This window comes from Streptomyces sp. M92 (assembly GCF_028473745.1).
Taxonomy (GTDB): Bacteria; Actinomycetota; Actinomycetes; order Streptomycetales; family Streptomycetaceae; genus Streptomyces.
Map to the genome: position 1 here is coordinate 2,959,512 of NZ_CP101137.1, position 23,425 is coordinate 2,982,936.

General features: G+C 71.1%; 17 protein-coding genes. 12 read left to right on the top strand and 5 right to left on the bottom strand.

What is annotated here, in order from left to right; translation table 11 throughout:
• Positions 1-195: 195 nt before the first annotated feature.
• Positions 196-1,791 carry a S8 family peptidase gene (locus M6G08_RS13630; protein ID WP_272587426.1) on the top strand — a complete coding sequence of 532 codons (1,596 nt, stop codon included), beginning with the start codon at positions 196-198 and terminating at the stop codon, positions 1,789-1,791.
• Positions 1,792-1,798: 7 nt separating this feature from the next.
• Here M6G08_RS13630 and M6G08_RS13635 read toward each other — a convergent pair whose 3' ends face one another.
• Positions 1,799-2,995 carry a serpin family protein gene (locus M6G08_RS13635; RefSeq protein WP_272587427.1) on the bottom strand — a complete coding sequence of 399 codons (1,197 nt, stop codon included), beginning with the start codon at positions 2,993-2,995 and terminating at the stop codon, positions 1,799-1,801.
• A 120-nt stretch (positions 2,996-3,115) separates the two neighbouring features.
• Between M6G08_RS13635 and M6G08_RS13640 the strand changes: the two genes are divergently transcribed.
• The 7 genes from M6G08_RS13640 to M6G08_RS13670 all read left to right on the top strand — a co-directional run bounded on the left by M6G08_RS13640 (position 3,116) and on the right by M6G08_RS13670 (position 10,967).
• Entirely contained in the window at positions 3,116-4,309 is a 1,194-nt protein-coding gene (locus M6G08_RS13640; protein WP_272587428.1) for a DUF4190 domain-containing protein, read from the top strand.
• A 147-nt stretch (positions 4,310-4,456) separates the two neighbouring features.
• Complete coding sequence (locus tag M6G08_RS13645; protein WP_217246606.1) at positions 4,457-5,209, top strand: GntR family transcriptional regulator; 753 nt, start codon at positions 4,457-4,459, stop codon at positions 5,207-5,209.
• A gap of 369 nt (positions 5,210-5,578) precedes the next feature.
• Positions 5,579-5,770, top strand: coding sequence for an SPOR domain-containing protein (locus tag M6G08_RS13650; RefSeq protein ID WP_272587429.1), 192 nt, complete (start codon positions 5,579-5,581; stop codon positions 5,768-5,770).
• A 31-nt stretch (positions 5,771-5,801) separates the two neighbouring features.
• On the top strand, positions 5,802-6,224 hold the full coding sequence (locus tag M6G08_RS13655) for a (deoxy)nucleoside triphosphate pyrophosphohydrolase (protein WP_272587430.1): 423 nt from the start codon (positions 5,802-5,804) through the stop codon (positions 6,222-6,224).
• A gap of 137 nt (positions 6,225-6,361) precedes the next feature.
• Entirely contained in the window at positions 6,362-6,772 is a 411-nt protein-coding gene (locus tag M6G08_RS13660) for an ATP-binding protein (RefSeq protein ID WP_272587431.1), read from the top strand.
• Between the two features lie 270 nt (positions 6,773-7,042).
• On the top strand, positions 7,043-9,625 hold the full coding sequence (locus M6G08_RS13665; RefSeq protein WP_272587432.1) for a SpoIIE family protein phosphatase: 2,583 nt from the start codon (positions 7,043-7,045) through the stop codon (positions 9,623-9,625).
• 241 nt (positions 9,626-9,866) lie between these two features.
• Positions 9,867-10,967: a glycoside hydrolase family 18 protein gene (locus tag M6G08_RS13670; protein WP_272587433.1), complete on the top strand. Its 1,101-nt coding sequence runs from the start codon at positions 9,867-9,869 to the stop codon at positions 10,965-10,967.
• Here the strand turns inward: M6G08_RS13670 and M6G08_RS13675 are convergent.
• The 4 genes from M6G08_RS13675 to M6G08_RS13690 are packed head-to-tail and all read right to left on the bottom strand — an operon-like array spanning position 10,964 to position 14,847.
• The gene (locus M6G08_RS13675) at positions 10,964-11,734 is read right to left on the bottom strand and encodes a succinate dehydrogenase/fumarate reductase iron-sulfur subunit (RefSeq protein ID WP_272587434.1); all 771 of its coding nucleotides are present in this window, start codon (positions 11,732-11,734) and stop codon (positions 10,964-10,966) included. The genes M6G08_RS13670 and M6G08_RS13675 overlap by 4 nt on opposite strands.
• Positions 11,731-13,692, bottom strand: coding sequence for a fumarate reductase/succinate dehydrogenase flavoprotein subunit (locus M6G08_RS13680; RefSeq protein WP_272587435.1), 1,962 nt, complete (start codon positions 13,690-13,692; stop codon positions 11,731-11,733). Before M6G08_RS13680 ends, M6G08_RS13675 begins: the two co-directional genes overlap by 4 nt.
• Positions 13,692-14,528, bottom strand: coding sequence for a succinate dehydrogenase subunit SdhC (sdhC, locus tag M6G08_RS13685; RefSeq protein ID WP_272587436.1), 837 nt, complete (start codon positions 14,526-14,528; stop codon positions 13,692-13,694). Before sdhC ends, M6G08_RS13680 begins: the two co-directional genes overlap by 1 nt.
• 28 nt (positions 14,529-14,556) lie before the next feature.
• Entirely contained in the window at positions 14,557-14,847 is a 291-nt protein-coding gene (locus M6G08_RS13690) for an Rv0250c family protein (protein ID WP_272587437.1), read from the bottom strand.
• A gap of 306 nt (positions 14,848-15,153) precedes the next feature.
• Between M6G08_RS13690 and M6G08_RS13695 the strand changes: the two genes are divergently transcribed.
• The 4 genes from M6G08_RS13695 (at position 15,154) to M6G08_RS13710 (ending at position 23,375) form a co-directional block, all read left to right on the top strand.
• Positions 15,154-17,505 (top strand): ABC transporter family substrate-binding protein, encoded by a 2,352-nt coding sequence (locus M6G08_RS13695; RefSeq protein WP_272587438.1) that lies wholly within the window; start codon positions 15,154-15,156, stop codon positions 17,503-17,505.
• 156 nt (positions 17,506-17,661) lie between these two features.
• Entirely contained in the window at positions 17,662-19,578 is a 1,917-nt protein-coding gene (typA, locus tag M6G08_RS13700; protein ID WP_272587439.1) for a translational GTPase TypA, read from the top strand.
• 853 nt (positions 19,579-20,431) lie between these two features.
• Positions 20,432-21,463 carry an ABC transporter permease gene (locus tag M6G08_RS13705; protein ID WP_272587440.1) on the top strand — a complete coding sequence of 344 codons (1,032 nt, stop codon included), beginning with the start codon at positions 20,432-20,434 and terminating at the stop codon, positions 21,461-21,463.
• Positions 21,464-21,575: 112 nt separating this feature from the next.
• On the top strand, positions 21,576-23,375 hold the full coding sequence (locus M6G08_RS13710) for an ABC transporter substrate-binding protein (RefSeq protein WP_272587441.1): 1,800 nt from the start codon (positions 21,576-21,578) through the stop codon (positions 23,373-23,375).
• Positions 23,376-23,425: the final 50 nt, after the last annotated feature.

Genomic DNA, 23,425 nt, shown 5'->3' on the forward strand with positions numbered 1-23,425 from the left:
GGCCAAGGGCCCGCACATCCGTGCAGGGCCCTTGTGTAATTCCTCTGGAAGCCTCAATCTTTCGGCTGACGCACAAAAGCCGCCTCGCGTTGTCATGGGCATGACTTACCCGTGTCCTGTCCGTGTCCCGCGGGCGGCCTGCTCGGCGTGCACGAACCCCACCATGCACCACCCCCACCGAGGAGGACCCCTCACATGGCAGTGCTGCGTCACGACCCCCACCGCACCACCCGGCGAAGACTGGCCGCCGTCAGCGCCGCGGCCACCGCGGCCCTCGCCGCGAGCCTCGTTTCCGCGCTCCCCGCGGGTGCCGCCCCGGCCGCCGCGGAGGGCCGCATCCAGTACCAGGGCGCGGCGAACGCGGTCGCCGGCAGCTACATCGTGACCCTGAAGGCCGACGAGGCGAGGTCCGGTTCCGCCGAGGGCCGCGCCGTCGCGAAGAAGTACGGCGCCGACATCGAGCGCACCTACACCAAGGCCCTCAACGGCTACGCGGTCGAGGCCTCGGAGACGGAGGCGAAACGTCTCGCCGCCGACCCGGCCGTCGCCTCCGTCGTCCAGAACCGCACCTTCCACGTCACCGGCACCCAGCCCAACCCGCCCTCCTGGGGCCTGGACCGCATCGACCAGCGGAACCTCCCGCTGGACGACTCCTACACCTACCCGGACAGCGCCGGACAGGGCGTGACGGCGTACGTCATCGACACCGGCGTCCGCATCACCCACAACGACTTCGGCGGCCGCGCCTCCTACGGCTACGACGCCATCGACAACGACAACACCGCCCAGGACGGCCACGGCCACGGCACCCACGTCGCCGGAACCGTCGCGGGCGGTGCGTACGGCGTCGCCAAGCAGGCCGACATCGTCGGCGTCCGGGTCCTCGACAACTCCGGTTCCGGCACCACCGCGCAGGTCGTCGCCGGCATCGACTGGGTCGCCCGCAACGCCGTGAAGCCCGCCGTCGCCAACATGTCCCTCGGCGGTGGCGCCGACAGCGCCCTGGACACGGCCGTCCGCAACGCCATCTCCTCCGGCGTCACCTTCGTCGTCGCGGCCGGCAACGAGTCCACCAACGCCTCCACCAAGTCCCCGGCCCGGGTGACGGAGGCGATCACGGTCGGCGCCACCACCTCGAGCGACGCCCGCGCCTACTACTCCAACTACGGCTCGGTCCTCGACCTGTTCGCGCCCGGCTCGTCCATCACCTCGGCCTGGAACAGCGGCGACTCGGCCACCAACACCATCTCCGGTACGTCCATGGCGAGCCCGCACGTCGCCGGGGCCGCCGCCCTGCACCTGGCCGACAACCCCTCGGCCACCCCCGCCCAGGTCGCCTCCGCGCTGACGTCCGCCGCCACCAGCGGCGTCGTCTCGGACCCGGGCAGCGGCTCGCCCAACCGGCTGCTGAACGTCGGCGACGGCGGCACCACGCCCCCGCCCACCGGCGACCGCTTCGAGAACACCGGTGACTACACCATCCGGGACCACGCCACCGTCGAGTCCCCGGTGACGGTCTCCGGGGTCTCGGGCAACGCCCCCTCCGCGCTCTCCGTCGACGTGAACATCGTCCACAGCTACATCGGCGACCTCCGGGTCCAACTGGTCGCCCCGGACGGCACGGCGTACACGCTCAAGGCGTACGGCACCGGCGGCAGCGCCAACGACATCAACACCACGTACACCGTCAACGCCTCCTCGGAGAGCGCCAACGGCACGTGGAAGCTGCGCGTCAGCGACAACGCGTCGTGGGACACCGGACGGATCGACGCCTGGGCCCTGCAGTTCTGACCTCCGGTCAGTATTGATCCTCGTCCTCGCGGAACGGCTCCGGGTCGGTGACCCAGCCCGCCGCGAGGACGAGGCGCGTGTGCCGGTGGACGGCGAGGAAGCCGAAGGGGCGGTCGAAGACGGCCTGTACGGTGGTGTGCAGCCAGCGCAGCTCGGGCATCCCGGCGCCCGCCGCGCCCATCGCCGTGACCGCGGCGGCCTCGAACCCCCGGGCGCCGAACCGGGCCAGCGCGGCCTGCCGGGCCGACTCGACACACAGCGGGTACGAGCTGACGCCGGGGAAGTGACCGGGCACGCGCCGCACGGCCGTCGTCAGTCCGAACAGCTCCGGGCCATCCAGCAGGTCGTGCTCGGACGTGACCGCGTACGGCGGCAGCGTCACGTCCAGCGCCGGCGGCTCGGGCTCCATCGTGCGCTCCCGCACGACCTCGACCCCCGGGCCCGCGTCCCCGTACGGCAGACGTGAACCCGGCGTCACCGGGTGCCGGCGCGCGAGGACGCCGATCCCCGCCCCGAGCACCTGTCCGGGCGTCATGCCCTCCTCGCCGAGCAGCAGATGGACGTCCACCGCGGTGTCGCCCAGTACCTTCAGCTCGGTGACGTGGCCGGCCGGCGTGTCCGCCACGCCGATCCGGTCGAGCAGGGCGCTGCGGCGCCACAGGCCCGCCAGCTCACGCCCCTCCCAGGGGCCGCTCTCCGGGGTGAGCGACCCTTCGTCGAAGGGTTTCAGCCACCGGGTGCGCAGCGCCAGCGCGCTCGCCAGCACCATCTCGGTGTCCCGCGTCGTCCGCACCGGCATGCGCTCGATCAGCCCGCCCGTGCGTTTCGCCGCCCAGGCGTCCAGCGCCGCCCCGTCGGCCTCCGCGTCACCGGTGAGCACGCCGTGCGCGTCGGCGGGCAGCCCGGCCTCCCACCGCTCGCGCAGCTCGAGCGTGCGCTTGGTCCACAGTCCCAGGGCGCTCTCCAGGCCGCGTACGGAGCCGAGGCCGGTGAGCAGTTCGCGGGCCGCCGGGGCCGCCCGGCCGGCGGGCACGCCCACCGCCTCCTCCAGCTCCGACCGGGCCGCGCCCGCCGCGCCGTCGGCGAGCAGGGCCAGCAGGGGCCACACGCCCACCGCCGAGAACACCGTGCCCCCGCCGGTGCCGGCCGCCCAGCGTGCCGTGAGCCCGTTCACCGCCCGGACCGTCGTGCTCCTCACCCGCATGCAGTCCCCGCCCTCCGCGCGCTTACCATGCGCTCAGTGATCGGCCGGCCACCCGAGGGAGGCCCGCCCCCAGCCTCGCGGCGCCTCAGCGTCACCGCCCGAAACAGGAGCACGGTACACGTGTCCATACCGCCGCCGCCCGGCCCCCAAGATCCCTTCTCCCAGGGGCAGTACCCGCAGCAGCGGTACCACCAGGGCCCGTACGCGTACCCGCCGCGCCAGCCGCAGTACCCGGGCGGAGCCTGGGGCCAGCCCTACGGGGCCCACCCCCGGCAGCCGCCCGTCAACGGCTTCGCCATCGCCGCGTTCGTGCTGGGCGTCCTGTGCTGCGTGCCCGCGGTCGGGCTGGTGCTGGGCCTGGTCGCGCTGGCCCGCATCAGGAAGCGGGGCGAGCGGGGCAAGGGCTTCGCGGTGGCCGGTTCCGTGCTGTCCTCCGTGGGGCTGGTCCTGTGGGCGGTGACGCTCTCCACTGGTGCCGCCGCCGACTTCTGGGACGGCTTCCGGGACGCCGCGCGGGGCGAGGGCACCGCGTACGCGCTCGAGAAGGGCGAGTGCTTCACCACCCCCAGCGGCTCCCTTCAAGGGGTGACGTACGACGTCGACCAGGTGCCGTGCGCGCGGGAGCACGACGGCGAGGTGTTCGCCGCCTTCGACCTGCCGGGCGGCGCCTACCCCGGCGACGCGGAGATCACCCGGGTCGCCGACGAACGGTGCTACGCCCTCCAGGACTCCTACGCCATGGACCGCTGGGCCCTGCCGGCCGACGTGGACGTGTACTACCTGACGCCGACCGCGCGGAGCTGGCGCGGCGGCGACCGGGAGGTCACCTGCCTGTTCGGGAGCACGGACGAGCGGGGCACGCTGACCGGCTCCCTGCGCAACGACGGTACGACGCTCGACCCCGACCAGCACACCTATCTGTCGGCGGAGTCCCAGCTCAACCTGGCGATGGACGAAATGCCCGTGACCCGGGCGGTCGAGCAGGACCTCGCGGGATACAAGCACTGGGCGGCGCGCATGTCGGCGGCGCTCGAACGGGAGACCGGGATGCTTCGCGGGCACAGCTGGCACGCCGGCGCCGAGCAGCCGGTCGCCGGCCTGGTCGAGGACCTGGAGACCGCCCGGGAGGAGTTCGGCCTCGCCTCCGGGGCGGCCGACGCCGGCACGTACTACCTCCACCTCGACAAGGCCCTCTCGCTCATCGAGGGCGACAGCACGGTGACCGCTCGCGAGTCCCTGGGCCTGGACACCACGCCGCCGGTCTACGACGAGTCCGGTGACGGCGGGGGAGAGAGCCCCGGCAAGGAGGTGTGACGGCGGCTATAGCGGGGAGAAAGTGCCTGCGTAAAGCCCTCCGACGGCACAAGTCATCACTTCGAGTGATTCTCTGGCCTTTGCTTGCCTGGCACAACCTACGGTTGCCACGCTGTTGCTGTCTGTACAACCTGATGGGAGCGGCCAGTGACATTCGGTGAGCAGCCGGCGTATCTCCGCGTCGCGGGTGATCTCCGCAAGAAGATCACCGACGGACTGCTGCCGCCCCACACCCGCCTTCCGTCACAGGCGCGCATCCGCGAGGAGTACGGCGTCTCGGACACCGTCGCGCTCGAGGCGCGCAAGGTGCTGATGGCCGAGGGGCTGGTCGAGGGCCGCTCCGGCTCCGGGACGTATGTGCGGGAGCGGCCGGTGCCCCGGCGCGTCGCCCGGTCCGGGTTCCGGCCGGCGGGCGGTGCCACGCCCTTCAGGCAGGAGCAGGCCGACGGTGAGGCGCGTGGCACGTGGGAGTCGCGCAGCGAGCAGGCCGAGGCGAGCGGCGCCGTCGCCGAGCGGCTCGGGATCAAACCCGGGGACCGGGTGATGTGCACGCGGTACGTCTTCCGGGACGGCGGCGAGGCCATGATGCTCTCCACCTCCTGGGAGCCGCTGGACCTCACCGGCCGCACACCGGTGATGCTGCCCGAGGAGGGGCCGCTCGGCGGCATGGGCGTGGTCGAGCGGATGGCCGCCATCGACGTGGTCGTCGACAACGTGACGGAGGAGGTCGGCGCCCGCCCCGGCCTCGCCGAGGAGCTGCTCGCGCTCGGCGGCGTCCCCGGGCACGTGGTGCTGGTCGTCCAGCGCACCTTCTACGCCTCGGGCCGGGCCGTCGAGACGGCCGACGTGGTGGTCCCCGCCGACCGTTACCGGGTGGCGTACCACTTGCCCGTCAAGTAGCGGCGCCGCCGGGGGACTTCGCGCGTCCCCGGTGGTGTGAGATGGCGCACGCCTCTCGTGCGCCTCCCGCGCCCCTTTTCCGTGTCCGCGCAGGCGTCCCGCCCCTCGCCGGCGTCCGCGTGATGCGGCGATCCGGCCGTTCCCGCAGGTCGTCTCCGCGTGCTCGGCATGGCTCCGACCCGAAGCATCGGCGCGTGCCCGGCGCACTCCGAATTGTGCGCTCCCTCCAATCTGGCCGGTTGGGTACCTCTTTGTGTAAAGCCGTATTCGCTGCGTGAAGGTTAGGCGTAGGCTCGGGCATATGCGGACTGCGGTTTCCTTAGCAGGCGGGGCACGGCGCCGGCCGTGGACGGGAAGTGGAGGGGCGCGATGAACGACGGCACGGGCACTCTTCCCTGGCTGGTCTTCCGGCAGGACGACAACGGCAACCGCTACCGCGTGGGCAGGTACGCGACCCGGGCCGAGGCCCAGAGGATCGCGGACACCCTCGACGGTCGCGGCCATCAGCAGCTCTACTGGGTCGAGAAGCTCGGCGCGGGCGGCACGGGCTCGGCGGACTGACCGCCCCGGAAAGAGCCGTAGGCTCCCGCACATGACGGAACGGATCGTGGTGGGCGCCGCCCTGGTCGACGGCGGGCGCCTGCTCGCCGCGCGCCGCAGCGCACCGGCCGAGCTGGCCGGACGCTGGGAGCTTCCCGGCGGCAAGGTCGAGGCGGGCGAGGCGCCGGAGGCGGCCCTCGTGCGCGAGCTGCGCGAGGAGCTGGGTGTGACGGCGGAGCCCGGTGAACGGGTCCCGGGGCAGTGGCCCCTGCGAGCCCCGTTCGTGCTGCACGTGTGGACCGCGCGTCTGCTCCCCGGTTCCGCGGCCCCCGTACCGCTCGAGGACCACGACGACCTGCGCTGGCTCACCCCCGCCGAGGTCTGGGACGTGCCGTGGCTCGACCAGGACGTACCGGCCGTCGAGCGGGCGCTCGCCCACCTCGGACTGGGGGCACCGGACGCGCGCGGCGCGTGAGAACGGCCCGGTGCGAGCGCCTCGTACGCCGTGAGTGCAACTGTGCGCCCTCTCCGACGGTACCGGCGCCCGTGAATCGGGTATGTGCCCATTAACCCCACGAAACCGGACATGAGTGGGGGTCGCCGGCCGGGGAAGTGATCGGCGTGATCGACAGCGAGGACGGCTGTGCCGAGTGGGTCTTTCCCGCGGCACCGGACGCCGTGCGGACCGCCCGCTCCCGCGTCCGCGGCACCCTTCGCGCATGGGGCCTCGACGACCTCGGTGACGTCGCCGCCCTCCTGGTCAGCGAGCTGGTCACCAACGCCCTGCGGCACGCCACCGGGCCCATCGGCGTCCGCCTGGTGCGCCACCGGGCCGGGCCGGACGGGGTCCTGCTGGTGGAGGTCTCCGACCCGCTTCCGGACCCGCCCCGCGCCCGCGTCGCCCGGCCCGGCGACGAGGACGGCCGCGGCCTGCAACTCGTGGCCTCCTCCGCGCGCCGCTGGGGGACCCGGCCCGGAGAGGCGGGCAAGACGGTCTGGTTCGAACTCGCCGTGCCCGGGTGACCGAACGGCCCGGGGTACCGAACGACCGGGTGACGCTCCGTTTTCCGCCCACCAACCGGTTCAGGCCAGTGGCAGTTGTCGAACTGGGTGATTCGATGCCGTGTCCGCTGGTTAGAAGACTGGAAGTGTTGTCACGGTCCGGACCGAAAACCATCGGGACCGTGCTGTGATCGTGAACACCGTGCCGTGCGGCGCCGTAGTGCTGGATACTGCGGGCAGCCGCTGCCGGTGACCGGTGCCGGACGCGGTGAGCTGGAGGGGACGGTTCGCGTGAGCGAGATACCAGCGAGGGCCACGGGGTCCGAGGGCCCGTCGGACGGCGGGCCGTTCGGTGACGCGGTGTGGCAGAGCAGCCCGCCCGGCTCCATCTACGACTACATCAAGGTCGCGTCCTTCTCCATCGGCCCCGACGGTCTCGTCGACCAGTGGAGCCTGCGCGCCGAGCAACTGCTCGGCATCCGGGCCGAGCAGGCCGTCGGCACCGACCCCATCGAGGCCTTCATCGACCCCGACCTGCGGGAGCGGGGCCAGCGCAAGATGGCCGAGATCCTCGACGGGCGGGAGTGGACCGGCGTGGTCCCCTTCCGGGTGCCGGACGGCCGCGCCGGAGACGGCGGCCGCCGCGGACAACGCGGGCTCGCCGAGGTGTACGTCATGCCGACGCGGACGGAGGACGGGGAGAAGGCCGCCGTCTGCATCGTCGTCGACGTCCGCGTGCTGCGCAGCATCGAGACCGACCTCGCCGCCTCGCAGGCCATATTCGGCCAGTCTCCGTTCGGCTTCCTCCTGATCGACCCGGACCTCAGGGTGCGCCGCGCCAACGAGCGGTTCGCCTCCGTCTTCGGCGGCACACCGGACGCCCACCGGGGCAAGGGCGTCCACGACTACCTGCCGCGCGCCGAGGCCGACCGGGTCTCCGCCACCCTGCGCCGGGTGCTGGAGACCGGCGAATCCATCACCGACATGCACGTCACCGGCTTCACGCCGGGCACCGAGGACCGCCGCCACTGGTCGGTCAACCTCTACCGCGTGCACAGCGGTTCCGGCCGTCCCATCGGCGTCGCCTGGCTCGGCACCGACGTCACCGCCCGCCGCGAGGCCGCCCGCGAGGCCGCCGCCGCCCGGCGCAACCTCGCCCTCCTCAACGAGGCGGGCGCCCGCATCGGCAACTCCCTCGACCTGGAGACCACCGCCCGCGAACTCCTCGACGTCGTCGTCCCCGGCTTCTGCGACCTGGCCACCGTCGACCTCTACCAGGGCCTGCTGGTGGGCGACGAGACCCCGCCGGGCCTCGCCGACGGCAGCGCGGAACTGCGCCGCGTCGCCTTCTCCAGCGCCGTCTCCGAGGTGCCCTTCCACGGCACCGGTGAGCGGGTCAAGCTCGGTGCCGTCCACCACTACCCGTTCAACTCGCCCTGCGCGGACGCCTTGCGCACCGCCCGGCCGCGCACGGTCCCCGCCGAGGACGGCGGTCTCGTGCAGTCCACGCTCGCCGTCCCGATGGTCGCCCACGACACCGTCGTGGGGCTCGCCCAGTTCGCCCGCGCCAAGGGCAGCGAGCCGTTCGGCGACCGGGACCGCGACCTCGCCGTGGAACTCGCCGCGCGCGCCGCCGTCTGCATCGACAACGCCCGCCTCTACCGGCGCGAGCACGAACGCGCGCTGATACTGCAACGGTCCCTGCTCCCGCCCGGCGACCCCGAGGCGTCCGGCCTCGACATCGCCTGCCGCTACCTGCCCGGCAACGCGGCCACCGGCCGGCCCAGCGAGGTCGGCGGCGACTGGTTCGACGTCATCGAACTGCCCGGCCACCGCACCGCGCTGGTCGTCGGCGACGTCATGGGCCGCGGCCTGCGCGCCGCCGTCGCCATGGGCGAACTCCGCACCGCCGTCCGCACTCTCGCCGGACTCGACCTCGAACCGGCCGAAGTGCTCTCCCAGCTCGACGAGATCGCCCGCGGTCTCGGCGCGCCCGGAGGCGTCCAGCAGGCCACCCGGGCCGCCCGCCGCCCCCGCGAGGCCGACCTCTCCGAGGTCTACCTGGCGACCTGCGTCTACGCCGTCTACGACTCCGTGACCCGGCGCTGCACCTTCGCCAACGCCGGCCACCTGCCGCCCGTCCTCGTCGAGCCCGGCGAGCCCGCGCTGATGCTGGACGTACCGCCGGGCCTGCCGCTCGGCGTCGGCGGGGAGCCCTTCGAGGAGGTGGAGGTCGAACTGCCCGAGGGCGCCCTGCTCGCCCTCTACACCGACGGCCTGGTCGAGAGCCGCGACCACCCCCTCGACGAGGGGCTCCAGGCCTTCGTCGGCGCGCTCACCGACCCCGCCCGCCCCCTGGAGGACGTCTGCGACCAGGTCCTCAACACCCTCGGCAGCCACCACGGCGAGGACGACATCGCCCTGCTCATGGCCCGCGTCCAGGGGCTGCCCAGCGAGTCCGTCGGCGACTGGACCCTGCCCCGCGAGCCGCGCAGCGTCGGCCGGGCCCGCGAACTGGCCCGCGCCAAGCTGCTCGACTGGGACATGGAACCGCTGGTCGACACCACGGAACTGCTCGTCAGCGAACTGGTCACCAACGCCCTCAGGTACGGCGAGGGCGAGATCAGGCTCCGGCTCCTCCTCGACCGCACCCTGGTCTGCGAGGTCTGGGACTCGGGCCTGGTCCAGCCCCGCAGGCGCCGCGCCCGCGACACCGACGAGGGCGGCCGGGGCCTGCAACTGGTCGGCCTGCTCAGCGCGGCCTGGGGCTCACGCCGTACGCCGCACGGCAAGACGGTCTGGTTCGAGCTGCCCCTGCCGGGCGACGACACCCGGCTCACCGACCCGGCGGAGGCGTTGCTGAGCCTGTTCTGACCCGGCCCGGAGTCGTACGGTTGCGGGCCCGCCGGGTGCGGCGCGCACGGCCGTAGCCGGCCAGCAGCAGGGCCGCCCCGGCCGCGACCAGGGGCGGCACCAGATCGGCGGAGATCACCGCCACGCACCCCCGACCGCAACCGGAACACCGGTTCGAGTCGTCCCCGCTGGCAACACCCAGCGAGCGTATGCACGTGAACCGGCCACCGCGACCGGGGACGGGCCACAGGGAGGGGACACCGTGGAGGACACGGAGCCGAGAAACACCGACCAGCAAGCAGACGGGAAAGCCGCCGACGGCGATCAGCCCCCACAGCAGAGGAGGGGGCGACTGCGTCGCACACGCCGTATCGTCCTGGCCGCCCTCCTCGTCCTGCTCCTCCCCCTCCTCACCGCCGAGACCGCGCTCCGCGTCAACTACATGGGCGACCCGGCCGACGGCACCCACACCCGTAACCGCGACGCGATGTGGCTCGGTCACGCCTGGGTCGACGGCCGCAAGGACGACGCGGACCTCGCCGCCTTCGCCGCCCGTCTGAAGACCACCGGCATCCGCGACCTGTACGTCCACACCGGCCCGCTGGAACACGACGGCACCCTGCCTGAGGCCCGCTACCCCAAGGCCCGCTGGCTGATCGACGCCGTGCACCGCGAACTGCCCGGCGTCCGCGTCCAGGCCTTCCTGGGCGACGTACTCGTCACCGAGGGCCCCGACGGCATGCACCTGGACCGCGCCGACACCCGCGCCGCCGTCGTCGACTCCGCCCGCCAGGTCCTGGCCGCCGGCTACGACGGCGTCCACCTCGACCTGGAGCCCCTGCACTCGGACGACCGGAACTACCTCTCCCTCCTGGACGACCTGCGCGCCGTCACCCGCGCGGAGGGCGCCCAGCTGTCGGTCGCCGCCCACCAGATCGACCCGCTGCCCGCCCTGCACGAGGTCTTCGGTGTCTTCACCGAGAACCCCAAGTGGTGGTCGCAGGAGTTCTTCGGCCAGGTCGCCCGCCGCGTCGACCAGATCGCGGTGATGTCGTACGACACCGCGCAGCCCCTGGAGGGCACCTACGGCGGCTACGTGGCCCAGCAGACGTCCCTCGCGCTGGAGGTCACCCCTCCCACCACCCACCTGCTGATCGGCCTGCCCTTCTACCACGAGAGCAACTTCGACCACTGGGGTCACGCGGAGACCGTCGAAGCCGCCGTCCGCGGCGCCCGCCTCGGCCTCTCCCGGACGGACGCCGACCGCGAGCTCTTCGGCGTCGCCCCGTACATCGACTTCGCGGCGACGGAGACGAACTGGAAGGAGTACCGGGAGGGCTGGGTCCGCCAGGACGAGAACTAGGACGACCGGCGCCGGATCTTCGACCCCAGCCACACCAGCGGGTCGTACTTGCGGTCCACGGCCCGTTCCTTCAGCGGGATCAGCGCGTTGTCCGTGATCTTGATGCCCTCGGGGCAGACCTCCGTACAGCACTTGGTGATGTTGCAGTAGCCGAGGCCGTGCTCGTCCTGGGCCGTGCGACCACGGTCCAGGCCGGTCTCCCCGGCCGCGTCCAGCGGATGCATGTCCAGCTCCGCGACGCGCATCAGGAAACGCGGGCCCGCGAAGGCCGGCTTGTTCTCCTCGTGGTCACGGACGACGTGGCAGGTGTCCTGGCACAGGAAGCACTCGATGCACTTGCGGAACTCCTGCGAGCGGTCCACGTCCTCCTGCATCATCCGGTACTCGCCCGGCCCCAGGTCGGCGGGCGGGACGAATGACGGGACCTCCCGGGCCTTGGTGTAGTTGAAGCCGACGTCCGTCACCAGGTCCCGGATCACCGGGAAGGCCCGCAGCGGTGTGACGGTGATCGTCTCCTCTCGGGTGAAGACGGACATGCGTGTCATGCACAGCAGTCGCGGACGCCCGTTGATCTCCGCCGAGCACGAACCGCACTTGCCCGCCTTGCAGTTCCACCGTACGGCGAGGTCGGGGGCCTGGGTGGCCTGGAGGCGGTGGATGATGTCGAGGACCACCTCGCCGTCGTTCACCTCGACACGGAAGTCCTCCAGGCCGCCGCCCTCCACGTCACCCCGCCACACCCTGAAGCGGGCCTCGTAGCCGCTCATTCGGACAGCTCCTCTTCGGCGAGGTACTTGACCAGCTCTTCCTTCTCGAAGAGGGCGAGCAGGTCGGGACGGATGGGCTCGGTGGCCTCGCGGGTCAGGGTGATCTGGCCGCGCACCGGGTCGGTGGCCGCCAGACCGCCGGTCGGGTCGGTGAGGGCGCACAGCAGGTTGACGCCCCGCCAGGCGCGGTCCATCGCCGCGTGGTCCTCACGGGTGTGTCCGCCGCGCGACTCGGTGCGCTCCAGCGCCGCCCGCGCCACGCACTCGCTGACCAGCAGCATGTTGCGAAGGTCCAGGGCGAGGTGCCAGCCCGGGTTGAACTGCCGGTGCCCCTCCACCCCCGCCCGGCGGGCCCGCAGCCGCAGCTCGGCCAGCTTCTCCAGGGCCTGCTTCATCTCCGGCTCGCGGCGGATGATGCCGACCAGGTCGTTCATGGTCTGCTGGAGTTCCTGGTGGAGGGTGTACGGGTTCTCGGGCGGGCCGTCGTCGGGTTCCGCCGCCCCCGCCTCCGCCTCCGTGGACACCTCCGCCGAGAACGGCCGCAGGGCCTCCGCGGCGGCGGCGTCGACCTGGGCGTCGGCCACCCGCGGCCGCGCCCCGTCGTCCCGCCCCGCCGCGTACTCGGCCGCGTGCCGGCCCGCCCGGCGTCCGAACACCAGCAGGTCGGAGAGCGAGTTGCCGCCGAGCCGGTTGGAGCCGTGCATGCCGCCGGCCACCTCACCGGCCGCGTACAGCCCCGGCACCCCGCGTGCGGCGGCCGTGTCGGAGTCGACGGCGATGCCGCCCATCACGTAGTGGCAGGTGGGCCCGACCTCCATCGGCTCGGCCGTGATGTCGACGTCGGCCAGCTCCTTGAACTGGTGGTACATGGACGGCAGCCGGCGCCTGATCACCTCGGCGGGCATCCGGGTCGACACGTCCAGGAAGACGCCGCCGTGCGGGGAGCCCCGGCCCTCCTTCACCTCGGCGTTGATGGCCCGCGCCACCTCGTCCCGGGGGAGCAGCTCCGGGGGCCGCCGGTTGTGGTCCGGGTCGTCGTACCACCGGTCGGCCTCGTCCTCCGTCACCGCGTACTTGTCCTTGAAGACGTCCGGGACGTAGTCGAACATGAACCGCTTGCCGTCCGCGTTCCTCAGTACGCCGCCGTCGCCGCGCACCGACTCGGTGACGAGGATGCCCTTCACCGACGGCGGCCAGACCATGCCCGTCGGGTGGAACTGCACGAACTCCATGTTGAGCAGCGGCGCCCCGGCCAGCAGCGCCAGGGCGTGGCCGTCGCCGGTGTACTCCCACGAGTTCGACGTCACCTTGAAGGACTTGCCGATGCCGCCCGTGGCGATCACCACCGAGGGCGCCTGGAGCACGAAGAAGCGGCCCGACTCGCGCTCGTAGCCGAAGACGCCGCAGACCTGGCGGCCCTCCTGGAGGACACGGGTGACCGTGCACTCCTGATAGACCTTCAGCCGGGACTCGTAGTCGCCGGTTTCCCGGAAGTCCTCCTGCTGGAGCGAGACGATCTTCTGCTGGAGGGTGCGGATCAGCTCCAGGCCGGTGCGGTCGCCGACGTGGGCGAGGCGCGGGTACTCGTGGCCGCCGAAGTTGCGCTGCGAGATCCGGCCGTCGTCCGTACGGTCGAACAGCGCGCCCCAGGTCTCCAGCTCCCACACCCGCTGCGGCGCCTCCTGGGCGTGCAGCTCGGCCATCCGCCACTGGTTGAGGAACTTGCCGCCGCGCATGGTGTCGCGGAAGTGGACCTGCCAGTCGTCACCGGAGTTGGCGTTGCCCATGGCGGCCGCGATGCCGCCCTCGGCCATCACGGTGTGCGCCTTGCCGAACAGCGACTTGCAGATCACGGCCGTACGGGCGCCCCGCTCGCGGGCCTCGATGGCGGCGCGCAGCCCGGCGCCGCCCGCGCCCACCACGACGACGTCCCATTCCTGCCGGTCGACCACGGACATCAGAACAACCTCGGATCGTCGAAGGCACCGGACGCGACGAGATACACGTAGAAGTCGGCGAGCGCCACGCTCACCAGCGACGCCCAGGCGAGCTGCATGTGGCGGGCGTTGAGCTTCCCGGCCCACTGCCACATCCGGTAGCGCACGGGGTGCCGGGAGAAGTGCTTGAGCTTGCCGCCGACGATGTGCCGGCAGGAGTGGCAGGAGAGGGTGTACGCCCAGATCAGCACGATGTTGACGAGGAACACCAGGGTGCCCAGGCCCATGTGGCCCCACGCGTAGTCCTCGTCGCGGAAGGCGAGCACCGTGTCGTAGGTGAGGATCAGCGCGACCAGGAGGGCCGCGTAGAAGAAGTACCGGTGGACGTTCTGCAGGATCAGCGGGAAGCGGGTCTCGCCGGAGTACCTCTTGTGCGGCTCGGCCACCGCGCAGGCCGGCGGGGACGCCCAGAAGGCCCGGTAGTAGGCCTTGCGGTAGTAGTAGCAGGTCAGGCGGAAGCCGAGCGGGAAGACCAGGATGATGATCGCGGGGGAGATGCCCCACCAGCTGCCGAAGACCTCCCAGTTGGGCCCCGCGCGCATCGGCTCGCAGTTCTCCGCCAGGCAGGGGGAGTAGAAGGGCGAGACATAGGGGGCCGCGTAGTAATCCGCGCCCGCGAACGCCCGCCAGGTCGAGTAGACGACGAAGGCCAGCAGTCCGGCGGCGGTGGCGGCCGGTGCCAGCCACCAGCGGTCGGTGCGCAGGTGCGGGGCGCGGATGGCGGCGCGCGTCGGGGCGTGGACGCCGCCGCCCGGGGGATGGGGGTCGGTGGCTGGGGGTTCCGTACCAGTGGCCACTGGGCGACTCCGGTCGGTCGGGTCGGGTTCAGGGGGCGCGGCGGTCGCGGGCCCCGAGGCCCTCGTCGTCCGAGTCCGTCCACAGCGAGCCGTCGTACGGCGTGTCGGGGATCGTGACGAGGTCCGGACGCCTGGGCGCGTCCGGGGAGGCCGCCGCCGCCCGCAGCAGCGCGACACTGTCGCGCAGGTGGTCGGTGTCGGTGCGGACCCGGCGGACCTCCAGGCCGCCGCTGCCCAGCCGCTGCTCCAGCCGGGCCACCGACCGGGAGAGGTCGTCGAGACTGCGTTGGATCGATGACAGGTCGTCGTGCACGGACATGACGTGACCTCGCTTCCGCCGACCGCGACGCGGAACGGCCTGGGTGGTGACGTTCATGCGCCTGAGAGTGTCGCGCGTCACACCCGCCGCTGGGAAGGGACGTGCACCGATTGGCCGGGGCGTGTCGGTGCACCGCGGGTGGTGTTGCGCCGCACGGGTGGGCTTACGCACCGTCACCGCCGTGTCTCCCGGCGTGGCCGAACCGTTTCCTCTTCAGTGGCCGCATCCCCGCCCGAATACAAATGATCAACTCCAAATACCGCCAAAAGCGACCACCACGCCCGCGGCCTTCCGGAGGTAGCAGTGATGTCCCACGTCCGCGTCGGACCGCGAGCGGTCATGCGCTCGGTCGCCTTCCTCACCGCGGGTGCGCTCGCCCTCCCCGCGCTGGCCGGCTGCACCTCCGAGGACCCGGCGGGCAAGCCACTCGCCGAACAGGACGTCGCCGCCGCGGCCCGGGCCCGGATCGCCGACGGCGGCACCCTGCGCTGGGCCGTCGACTCCGTGCCGGAGACGCTGAACACCTTCCAGTCCGACGCCGACGCCACCACCACCCGCGTCGCCCAGGCCGTCCTGCCCTCCATGTACCGGACGGACGAGCGGGGCCGCCCGGTGCGCAACCCCGACTACCTGGAGTCGGCCGAGGTCGTCGAGACCGAGCCCAAGCAGGTCGTCGTCTACAAGCTCAACCAGCAGGCCGTCTGGAGCGACGGCCGGGAGATCGGCGCCGCCGACTTCGCCGCCCAGTGGCGCGCCCTGTCCGGCAAGGACACCGCCTACTGGACCGCCCGCAACGCCGGCTACGACCGCATCGAGAAGATCGAGCGCGGGGCGAACGACCTGGAGGTCAGGGTCACCTTCGACCGGCCCTACGCCGACTGGAAGTCGCTGTTCACGCCGCTGTACCCGAAGGACGTCACGGGCACCCCCGACGCCTTCAACGACGGCGCCCGGCGAGAGCTCGAGGTCACCGCCGGCCCCTTCACCGTCAAGAAGGTCGACACCAAGGCGGACGAGGTGGTCCTGACCGGCAACCCCCGCTGGTGGGGAGAGCCGGCCAAGCTGGACAAGATCGTCCTGCGTGCCGTGCCGCGCGAGGACCGGGTCTCCGAGCTGGTCGCCGGCGAGCTCGACCTGGCCGAGGTCGACCCGGACACCGCCGAACAGGTCGCCGTGGCCGCGGGCCCCCGGGACGCCGGCACCGGCACCCCGCTCATGGGCCCGGACGGCACCCCGGCCCCGGGCTCGGGCAGCTCCGCGCTCCCCGGCCCGCAGGGCAGGTCCGCCGCCGAGGCGCTGCGCTCCTGGGCGATCGCCAACGGCTCCGACGAGGAGGCGGCCGAGGAGGAGGTCCTCGCCAGGGAGAAGCGGCGCGAGGCCGAGGCCAAGGCGGAACGGCGGCGCAAGGCCCTGAGCGGCTTCGAGGTCCGCAAGTCACTGGAGCCCGCCTACACCCAGCTCGCCCTCAACGGCGCCGACGGCCCGCTCGCCGACGAACGCGTCCGCCGCGCCGTGGCCCGGGCCCTGGACCGGGAGAAGCTGGCGGAGGCGGTGCTGAAGCCGCTGGGCCTGCCCGCCGAGCCGGTGGGCAGTCACCTCGCGCTGTCCGGCCAGCCGGTCTACGCCGACGGCAGCGGCGCCCTCGGGGACGTGGACGCCAAGGAGGCGCGGGCGCTCCTGGCGGACGCGGGATGGGTCCCCGGCGGGCCGGTGAAGAAGACCGAGGACGGCGAGAAGGCGGCCGGCGCGGAGAAGTCCGCGGACGGGAAGGACGAGGAGAAGTCCGCGGACGGGAAGGACGAGGAGAAGTCCGACGGCGGCGACGACGGCACGTACATCGTCGGCGAGGACGACAAGGCCGCGGACGGCAAGAACCCGGACGGCGAGAACACGGACGGCAAGAACACGGACGAGAAGGACGCCGACGCCGACGCCGCCGACGGCAAGGACGGCGACGAGAGCGGCGACAGCGACCAGGAGACAGGCGAGAGGCACAGCAGCGGCAAGAACACCGCGCAGGGCGGTGCCCCCGGCGCCTACGCCCCCAAGGGCACCGCCGCCCCGGCCGGCGCCGCGGGGGCCCCCGTCGCCAAGGACGGCAAGGCGCTCACCCTCAGCTTCGTGGTCCCCTCCGGCCCCGGCTCCCAGGCCCTGCGCACCGTGGCCGACCGCATCTCGGACATGCTGGAGAAGATCGGCATCGGCACCGAGATCACCAAGGTCCCGGACGAGAGCTACTTCCAGGACCACGTCGCCTCCGGCGAGTACGACCTGGCGCTCTACTCCTGGCCCGCCTCCGCCTTCCCCGCCACCGACGCCCGCCCCATCTACGCCAAGCCCGTCCCGGCCGCCGACGGTTCCCTGAACGTGGCGCAGAACTACACCCGGGTCGGCACCGACCAGGTCGACCAGCTCTTCGACCAGGCCCTGGGCACCCTGGACCAGGACAAGGCACGGGACCTGCTGCGCAAGGCCGACTCGCGGATCTGGGCGGCGGCCGGCTCGATCCCCCTCTACCAGCGTCCCCAGCTCGTGGCGGCCCGCGAGAACCTCGCCAACGCCGGCGCCTTCGGCTTCGAGACCCCGGTCTACGAGGACATGGGCTACCTGGAGAAGGGCACCCGGGGCGCCGAGGCCCAGCCGAGTCCGTCGAGGTGAGCGGGCGTCCCCGGCCCGTGCGCCCCCGCCCCGGCAAGCCGCAGCCCCCGGGGCCCCGTACGATGGGGTGAGGCCGTGGCATGTACCGCCCGGCAGGCCCGCGTGACACGGACGTACGCGAGGGCCCATCTCACACCCTCCGGGAGTAAGCCTCATATGGCCGCGTCTACAACGCGTCACGACATCCGCAACGTCGCCATCGTCGCCCACGTCGACCACGGCAAGACCACCATCGTCGACGGAATGCTCAAGCAGGCCGGTGCCTTCGCCGCGCACCAGCTCGACTCCGTCGACGACCGCATGATGGACTCGAACGACCTGGAGCGTGAGAAGGGCATCACGATCCTCGCCAAGAACACCGCGGTGAAGTACCACCCGAAGGACGGCGGGGACCCGATCACGATCAACATCATCGACACCCCCGGCCACGCCGACTTCGGCGGCGAGGTCGAGCGCGGGCTGTCGATGGTCGACGGGGTCGTGCTGCTCGTGGACGCCTCCGAGGGTCCGCTGCCGCAGACCCGCTTCGTGCTGCGCAAGGCGCTGCACCAGCGGCTGCCGATCATCCTGTGCATCAACAAGACGGACCGTCCCGACGCCCGGATCGACGAGGTCGTCAACGAGACCTACGACCTCTTCCTCGACCTGGACGCCGACGAGGAGCAGATCGAGTTCCCGATCGTCTACGCCTGCGGCCGGGACGGCGTCGCCTCCCTCACCAAGCCCGACGACGGCACGGTCCCCTCGGACTCCACCAACCTGGAGCCGTTCTTCTCCACCATCCTGGAGCACATCCCGGCGCCGACCTACGACGCGGACGCCCCGCTCCAGGCGCACGTCACCAACCTCGACGCCGACAACTTCCTCGGCCGCATCGCCCTGCTCCGCGTCCACCAGGGCGAGCTGAAGAAGGGCCAGACGGTCGCCTGGATGAAGCGCGACGGCTCGGTCAGCAACGTGCGCATCTCCGAGCTGATGATGACCGAGGCGCTCACCCGCAAGCCCGCCGAGAAGGCCGGCCCCGGTGACATCTGCGCCGTCGCCGGCATCCCGGACATCATGATCGGCGAGACCCTGGCCGACCAGGAGAACCCGGTCCCGCTGCCGCTGATCACGGTGGACGAGCCCGCGATCTCCATGGTGATCGGCACCAACACCTCCCCGCTGGTCGGCCGCGGCGCCACCGGCAAGGGCGCGGACAACAAGGCGGCCGTCAAGGACCGCAAGGTCACCGCCCGCCAGGTCAAGGACCGCCTGGACCGCGAGCTGATCGGCAACGTCTCGCTCCGCGTCCTGGACACCGACCGCCCGGACGCCTGGGAGGTGCAGGGCCGCGGCGAGCTGGCGCTGGCCATCCTGGTCGAGCAGATGCGCCGCGAGGGCTTCGAGCTGACCATCGGCAAGCCGCAGGTCGTCACCAAGGAGGTCGAGGGCAAGACGTACGAGCCCGTCGAGCGGATGACGATCGACGTGCCCGAGGAGCACATGGGCGCGGTCACCCAGCTCATGGGCGTGCGCAAGGGCCGGATGGACAACATGTCCAACCACGGCTCGGGCTGGGTCCGCATGGAGTTCGTGGTGCCGTCCCGCGGTCTGATCGGATTCCGGACGGAGTTCCTGACCCAGACCCGCGGCACCGGCATCGCCCACTCCATCCACGAGGGCCACGAGCCCTGGTTCGGCACGCTGCAGACCCGCAACAACGGCTCGCTGGTCGCCGACCGCTCCGGTGCCGTCACCGCGTTCGCGATGACCAACCTCCAGGAGCGCGGCGTGCTCTTCACCGAGCCCGGCACCGAGGTGTACGAGGGCATGATCGTCGGTGAGAACTCCCGCGCCGACGACATGGACGTCAACATCACCAAGGAGAAGAAGCTCACCAACATGCGGTCGTCCACGGCCGATGTGACCGAGTCGATCGTCCCGCCGCGCAAGCTCTCGCTGGAGCAGTCGCTGGAGTTCTGCCGCGACGACGAGTGCGTCGAGGTCACCCCGGAGGCCGTCCGCATCCGCAAGGTGAACCTGGATGCCCGCGAGCGCGCCCGCGCCGCGAGCCGCGCCAAGCACGGCTGACATCCCGTTCCGAAACGCCGGGCCCCACGTGTTCACGTGGGGCCCGGCGCCGTTTTCGGGTCAACTTTAGGGAAAACCCTCGATTCGGCGGCGAAACACCGTCGGGCGGCCGGAACCGCACTAACCTCCGCGGAAGCATTCCGCCCGGCACGCCGGCCGTCGCGGTGTGCGCCGGGCGCAGGACAGACCTGTACGGGACTCTGCACTGCGGACGCGTTACGCGCAATCACTTTTCGTCACACCGGTGTTCGCTATGCGGACAGTGACCACCGCCAGATGTGTAACAAGTCCGTTTCGCAGTGATCTCTCACCAAACCCTTTGTCCGGATTTTGAAAGATCTAGCCCCTATCTGTGATCGAACCGAGACCTCAAGAGTGTGGTTCGTTCCCCTGCGGATGGCAGATAGTTAGGCGCGTAGAGCTCGGATAAACGGGTCACGCGCTGACGGCGAAGGCTCGCGAGCGCGGGGGCACCAGACGAATTCAGGCACCACGAGGTGGCCGGGATGTGTCGTGTGCTCCCCTTTGCGGTGAACCAGCGGATTCATGAGGAGGAACCCATGCGAGGTGCCACAAGCGCCATATGGGTCGCATCGTCCCCGATGGCGGCTGAAGGCCCCGCGGGCGCGTCCTGTGCCGTCACGGTGGTTGCGGTAGCGACGCGACGTCGCGAACTCCCTTGACGACTCGTTACGTCGGTCGGTAGCCCCCGACCGCGAGCCAGGGTTCCCCAGGGGTGGTGACGCCCCTCCGTCGTTGTTCCCCTCGCGCGCTGCGAATGACGTACGCCGTGCGAAGGCCGTCGGACCGCAGTGCATCCCCGACGACCTCCAACCTGTGAAACGGACGAATCATGACGAGTCCAATCGAGCTTGAGGGTGCTGAAGCCTCTTCCGTCTTGGACAAGGAGAGCGTGCCCAAGGGCGACGCCGACAAGCCGAAGGAGCCGGCGGGGCAGAAGCCCGGGCAGTTGATGTGGGCGCGCTTCAAGCGCGACCGGGCCGGTGTCATCTCGGCATGCGTCGTCCTCTTCTTCTTCGTGATCTCCGCCGCGGCGCCCCTGATCTCGAAGGTCTACGGCAAGGACCCGTACACGCTCTACGGGCAGGAGCGGCCCGAGCTGCTGGACATGTTCACGATGCCGGCGGCCCCGTTCGGCGGCATCACCGGGGAGTTCTGGTTCGGCATCGAACCGGGCCTGGGCCGCGACGTGTTCACGCAGCTGCTGTACGGCATGCGCAACTCGATCGCCACCGCCCTGGCCGCGACCCTGATCATGACGCTCCTGGGCGTGCTGATCGGTCTCACCGGCGGCTACTTCGGCGGGAAGATCGACTACTGGCTCGGCCGGGTGACCGACTTCTTCATGGCCCTGCCCAGCCAGCTGTTCTTCGTCGCCGCGATGCCCGTCATCACCACGGTCTTCGTCGCCCCGGACAAGGAGACGCCCACCTACGTGCGGGCCTCCGCCATCATCATCGTCCTGTCCTTCCTGGGCTGGATGAGCATGGCCCGCATCGTCCGCGGTGCCACCCTCTCCCTGCGCGACCGGGAGTTCGTCGAGGCGGCGCGCATCTCCGGGGCCTCGCCCTGGCGCATCATCCGCAAGGAACTGCTGCCCAACATCGTCACCCCGACGCTGGTACAGGCGACGCTGACGCTGCCCAGCACCATCCTGAGCATCGCGTTCCTCTCCTTCGTGGGCGTCGGCTACGTCGAACCCACGCCGGACTGGGGACGGATGTTCGCCATCGGCGCCAACATCGTCGAGCAGGACCCGTACTACATGCTCTTCCCCGGAGTGGCCATGGTGGTCTTCATGGTGGCCTTCAACCTCCTCGGCGACTCGGTGCGGGACGCCTTCGATCCCAAGTCGAGCCGCTGATCCCCCAGGGGAATCCCCCCACACCCCGCCCGGCCGGCCCGGCGCCGCTCAGCCCGGCCCCCGGCCACGTACCAGCAGTGTTCACTACTCACAGGCAGGTGGATTCGTCCCTATGAGCATCTTCCGTAACCGCACCGCCACGGCCGCGATAGTCGCGGTCGCGGCCGGCGCACTCACCCTCACCGCCTGCGGTGGTGGCGGCAGCGACAGCTCCTCCAAGGACAAGAGCAAGACCAAGGAGGACGCCAAGTCGCAGTCGAAGCCGGTCCAGATCGGTGATGCGCAGGCGTCGACCGGTCCGGCCCCCGAGGTGCCGGGCGCCAAGCCGGGTGGCACCGTGACGGTCTACCAGGAGGCGGACTTCTCGCACCTGGACCCGGGCCAGATCTACGTCTCGGACGGCAAGCTGCTCAGCCGCCTCATCTTCCGCGGCCTGACCCAGTACGACGAGGACGACCAGGGCAACCTGACCGTCGTGGGCGACCTCGCCACCGACGCGGGCAAGTCGTCGGACGGCGGCAAGACCTGGACGTACACCCTGAAGGACGACCTGAAGGACGAGAACGGCAACCCGATCAACTCGGCGGACATCCGCAACACGGTCGAGCGCCTGTACTCGAACTACATCACCGACGGTCCGATCTACCTGCAGCAGTGGCTGTCCGGCGCCGGCACCAGCTACCGCGACGCGTACCAGGGCCCGGACAAGGGCAAGCACCTGCCCGACAGCGTCCTGGAGACGCCGGACGACAAGACGATCGTTTTCCACTTCAAGACCCCGCGCCCCGACCTCCCGCAGATGCTGACCATGCCCGGTTACAGCGTCGTCCCGGAGGAGACGGACACCAAGGAGAAGTACGACTCCGACCCGGTCGCCGTCGGTCCGTACAAGATCGCCGAGTTCAAGCCGGGCAAGTCCATGAAGCTGGTCAAGAACGACCAGTGGTCCGCGAAGTCCGACTCCGTGCGCCACCAGTACGTCGACGGCTTCAACATCTCGATGAACTCCGACGACGAGAGCCAGACCAAGACCCTCCTCGCCGACCAGGGCGACGCCAAGAACGCCATGATGTTCACGGGTCAGGTCGCCACCACCCAGCTCCAGAAGGTGGTGAGCGACAAGGAGGCGATGAAGCGCACCATCCAGGGTTACGCGCCCTACGTGTGGCAGCTCAACTTCAACATGGACCGCGTCAAGGACAAGAAGCTCCGTGACGCCATCACCCTGGCGATGCCCTCCGACTCCGTCTTCAAGGCCGACGGCGGTGCCTACGGCGGTGAGGTCGCCAACTCGCTGATCTCGCCCACCACTCCGGGCTACGACGCGGAGTTCGACCCGTTCAACCGGCTGAAGAAGGCCAACGGCGACATCGAGGCCGCCAAGAAGCTGATCAAGGAAGGCGGCTTCGAGGGCAAGAGCCTCGTCTACGCCTACGCCAACACGCCGACCCGTCAGAAGCAGGCCGTTCTGATCGCCGACGCGCTGGAGAAGATCGGCCTGGACATCCAGAAGAAGGAGATCGACTCCGCCACCTGGTACGAGCAGGTCGGTAAGGTCAAGAACGGCTACGACCTGTACATGACCGGCTGGGGCCAGGACTGGCCGTCCGCCTCCACGGTCATCCCGCCGGTGTACGACGGCACGCAGATCCAGGACGGCGCGTCGAACTACTCGCACATCAACGACGACCACGTGAACTCCGAGATCAAGCGCATCGAGAAGATCACGGACACGGCCGAGGCCACCAAGGCGTGGGCCGAGCTGGCCAAGTACATCTCCACGGAGATCAACCCGGCCGCCCCGCTGTACTACACCAAGGTCTTCCAGATCTTCGGTTCGAACATCGGCGGCATCCGCTACAGCCACGACACCAGCTACGTGGACGTCACGCGGATCTTCCTGAAGAAGTAGCCCGCTCGGTCGGGAGTCCGGTGGTGGGTGCGCGGCGGAGCGCCCACCAC

Bases quoted from the DNA above. Each gene is read 5' to 3' on its own strand.
- M6G08_RS13630 (WP_272587426.1), top strand. From the start codon at position 196: ATGGCAGTGCTGCGTCACGACCCCCACCGCACCACCCGGCGAAGACTG.
- typA (WP_272587439.1), top strand. From the start codon at position 17,662: ATGGCCGCGTCTACAACGCGTCACGACATCCGCAACGTCGCCATCGTC.
- M6G08_RS13705 (WP_272587440.1), top strand. From the start codon at position 20,432: ATGACGAGTCCAATCGAGCTTGAGGGTGCTGAAGCCTCTTCCGTCTTG.
- M6G08_RS13690 (WP_272587437.1), bottom strand. From the start codon at position 14,847: ATGTCCGTGCACGACGACCTGTCATCGATCCAACGCAGTCTCGACGAC.
- M6G08_RS13695 (WP_272587438.1), top strand. From the start codon at position 15,154: ATGTCCCACGTCCGCGTCGGACCGCGAGCGGTCATGCGCTCGGTCGCC.
- M6G08_RS13710 (WP_272587441.1), top strand. From the start codon at position 21,576: ATGAGCATCTTCCGTAACCGCACCGCCACGGCCGCGATAGTCGCGGTC.
- M6G08_RS13675 (WP_272587434.1), bottom strand. From the start codon at position 11,734: ATGAGCGGCTACGAGGCCCGCTTCAGGGTGTGGCGGGGTGACGTGGAG.
- M6G08_RS13635 (WP_272587427.1), bottom strand. From the start codon at position 2,995: ATGCGGGTGAGGAGCACGACGGTCCGGGCGGTGAACGGGCTCACGGCA.
- M6G08_RS13680 (WP_272587435.1), bottom strand. From the start codon at position 13,692: ATGTCCGTGGTCGACCGGCAGGAATGGGACGTCGTCGTGGTGGGCGCG.
- M6G08_RS13655 (WP_272587430.1), top strand. From the start codon at position 5,802: ATGACGGAACGGATCGTGGTGGGCGCCGCCCTGGTCGACGGCGGGCGC.
- M6G08_RS13650 (WP_272587429.1), top strand. From the start codon at position 5,579: ATGAACGACGGCACGGGCACTCTTCCCTGGCTGGTCTTCCGGCAGGAC.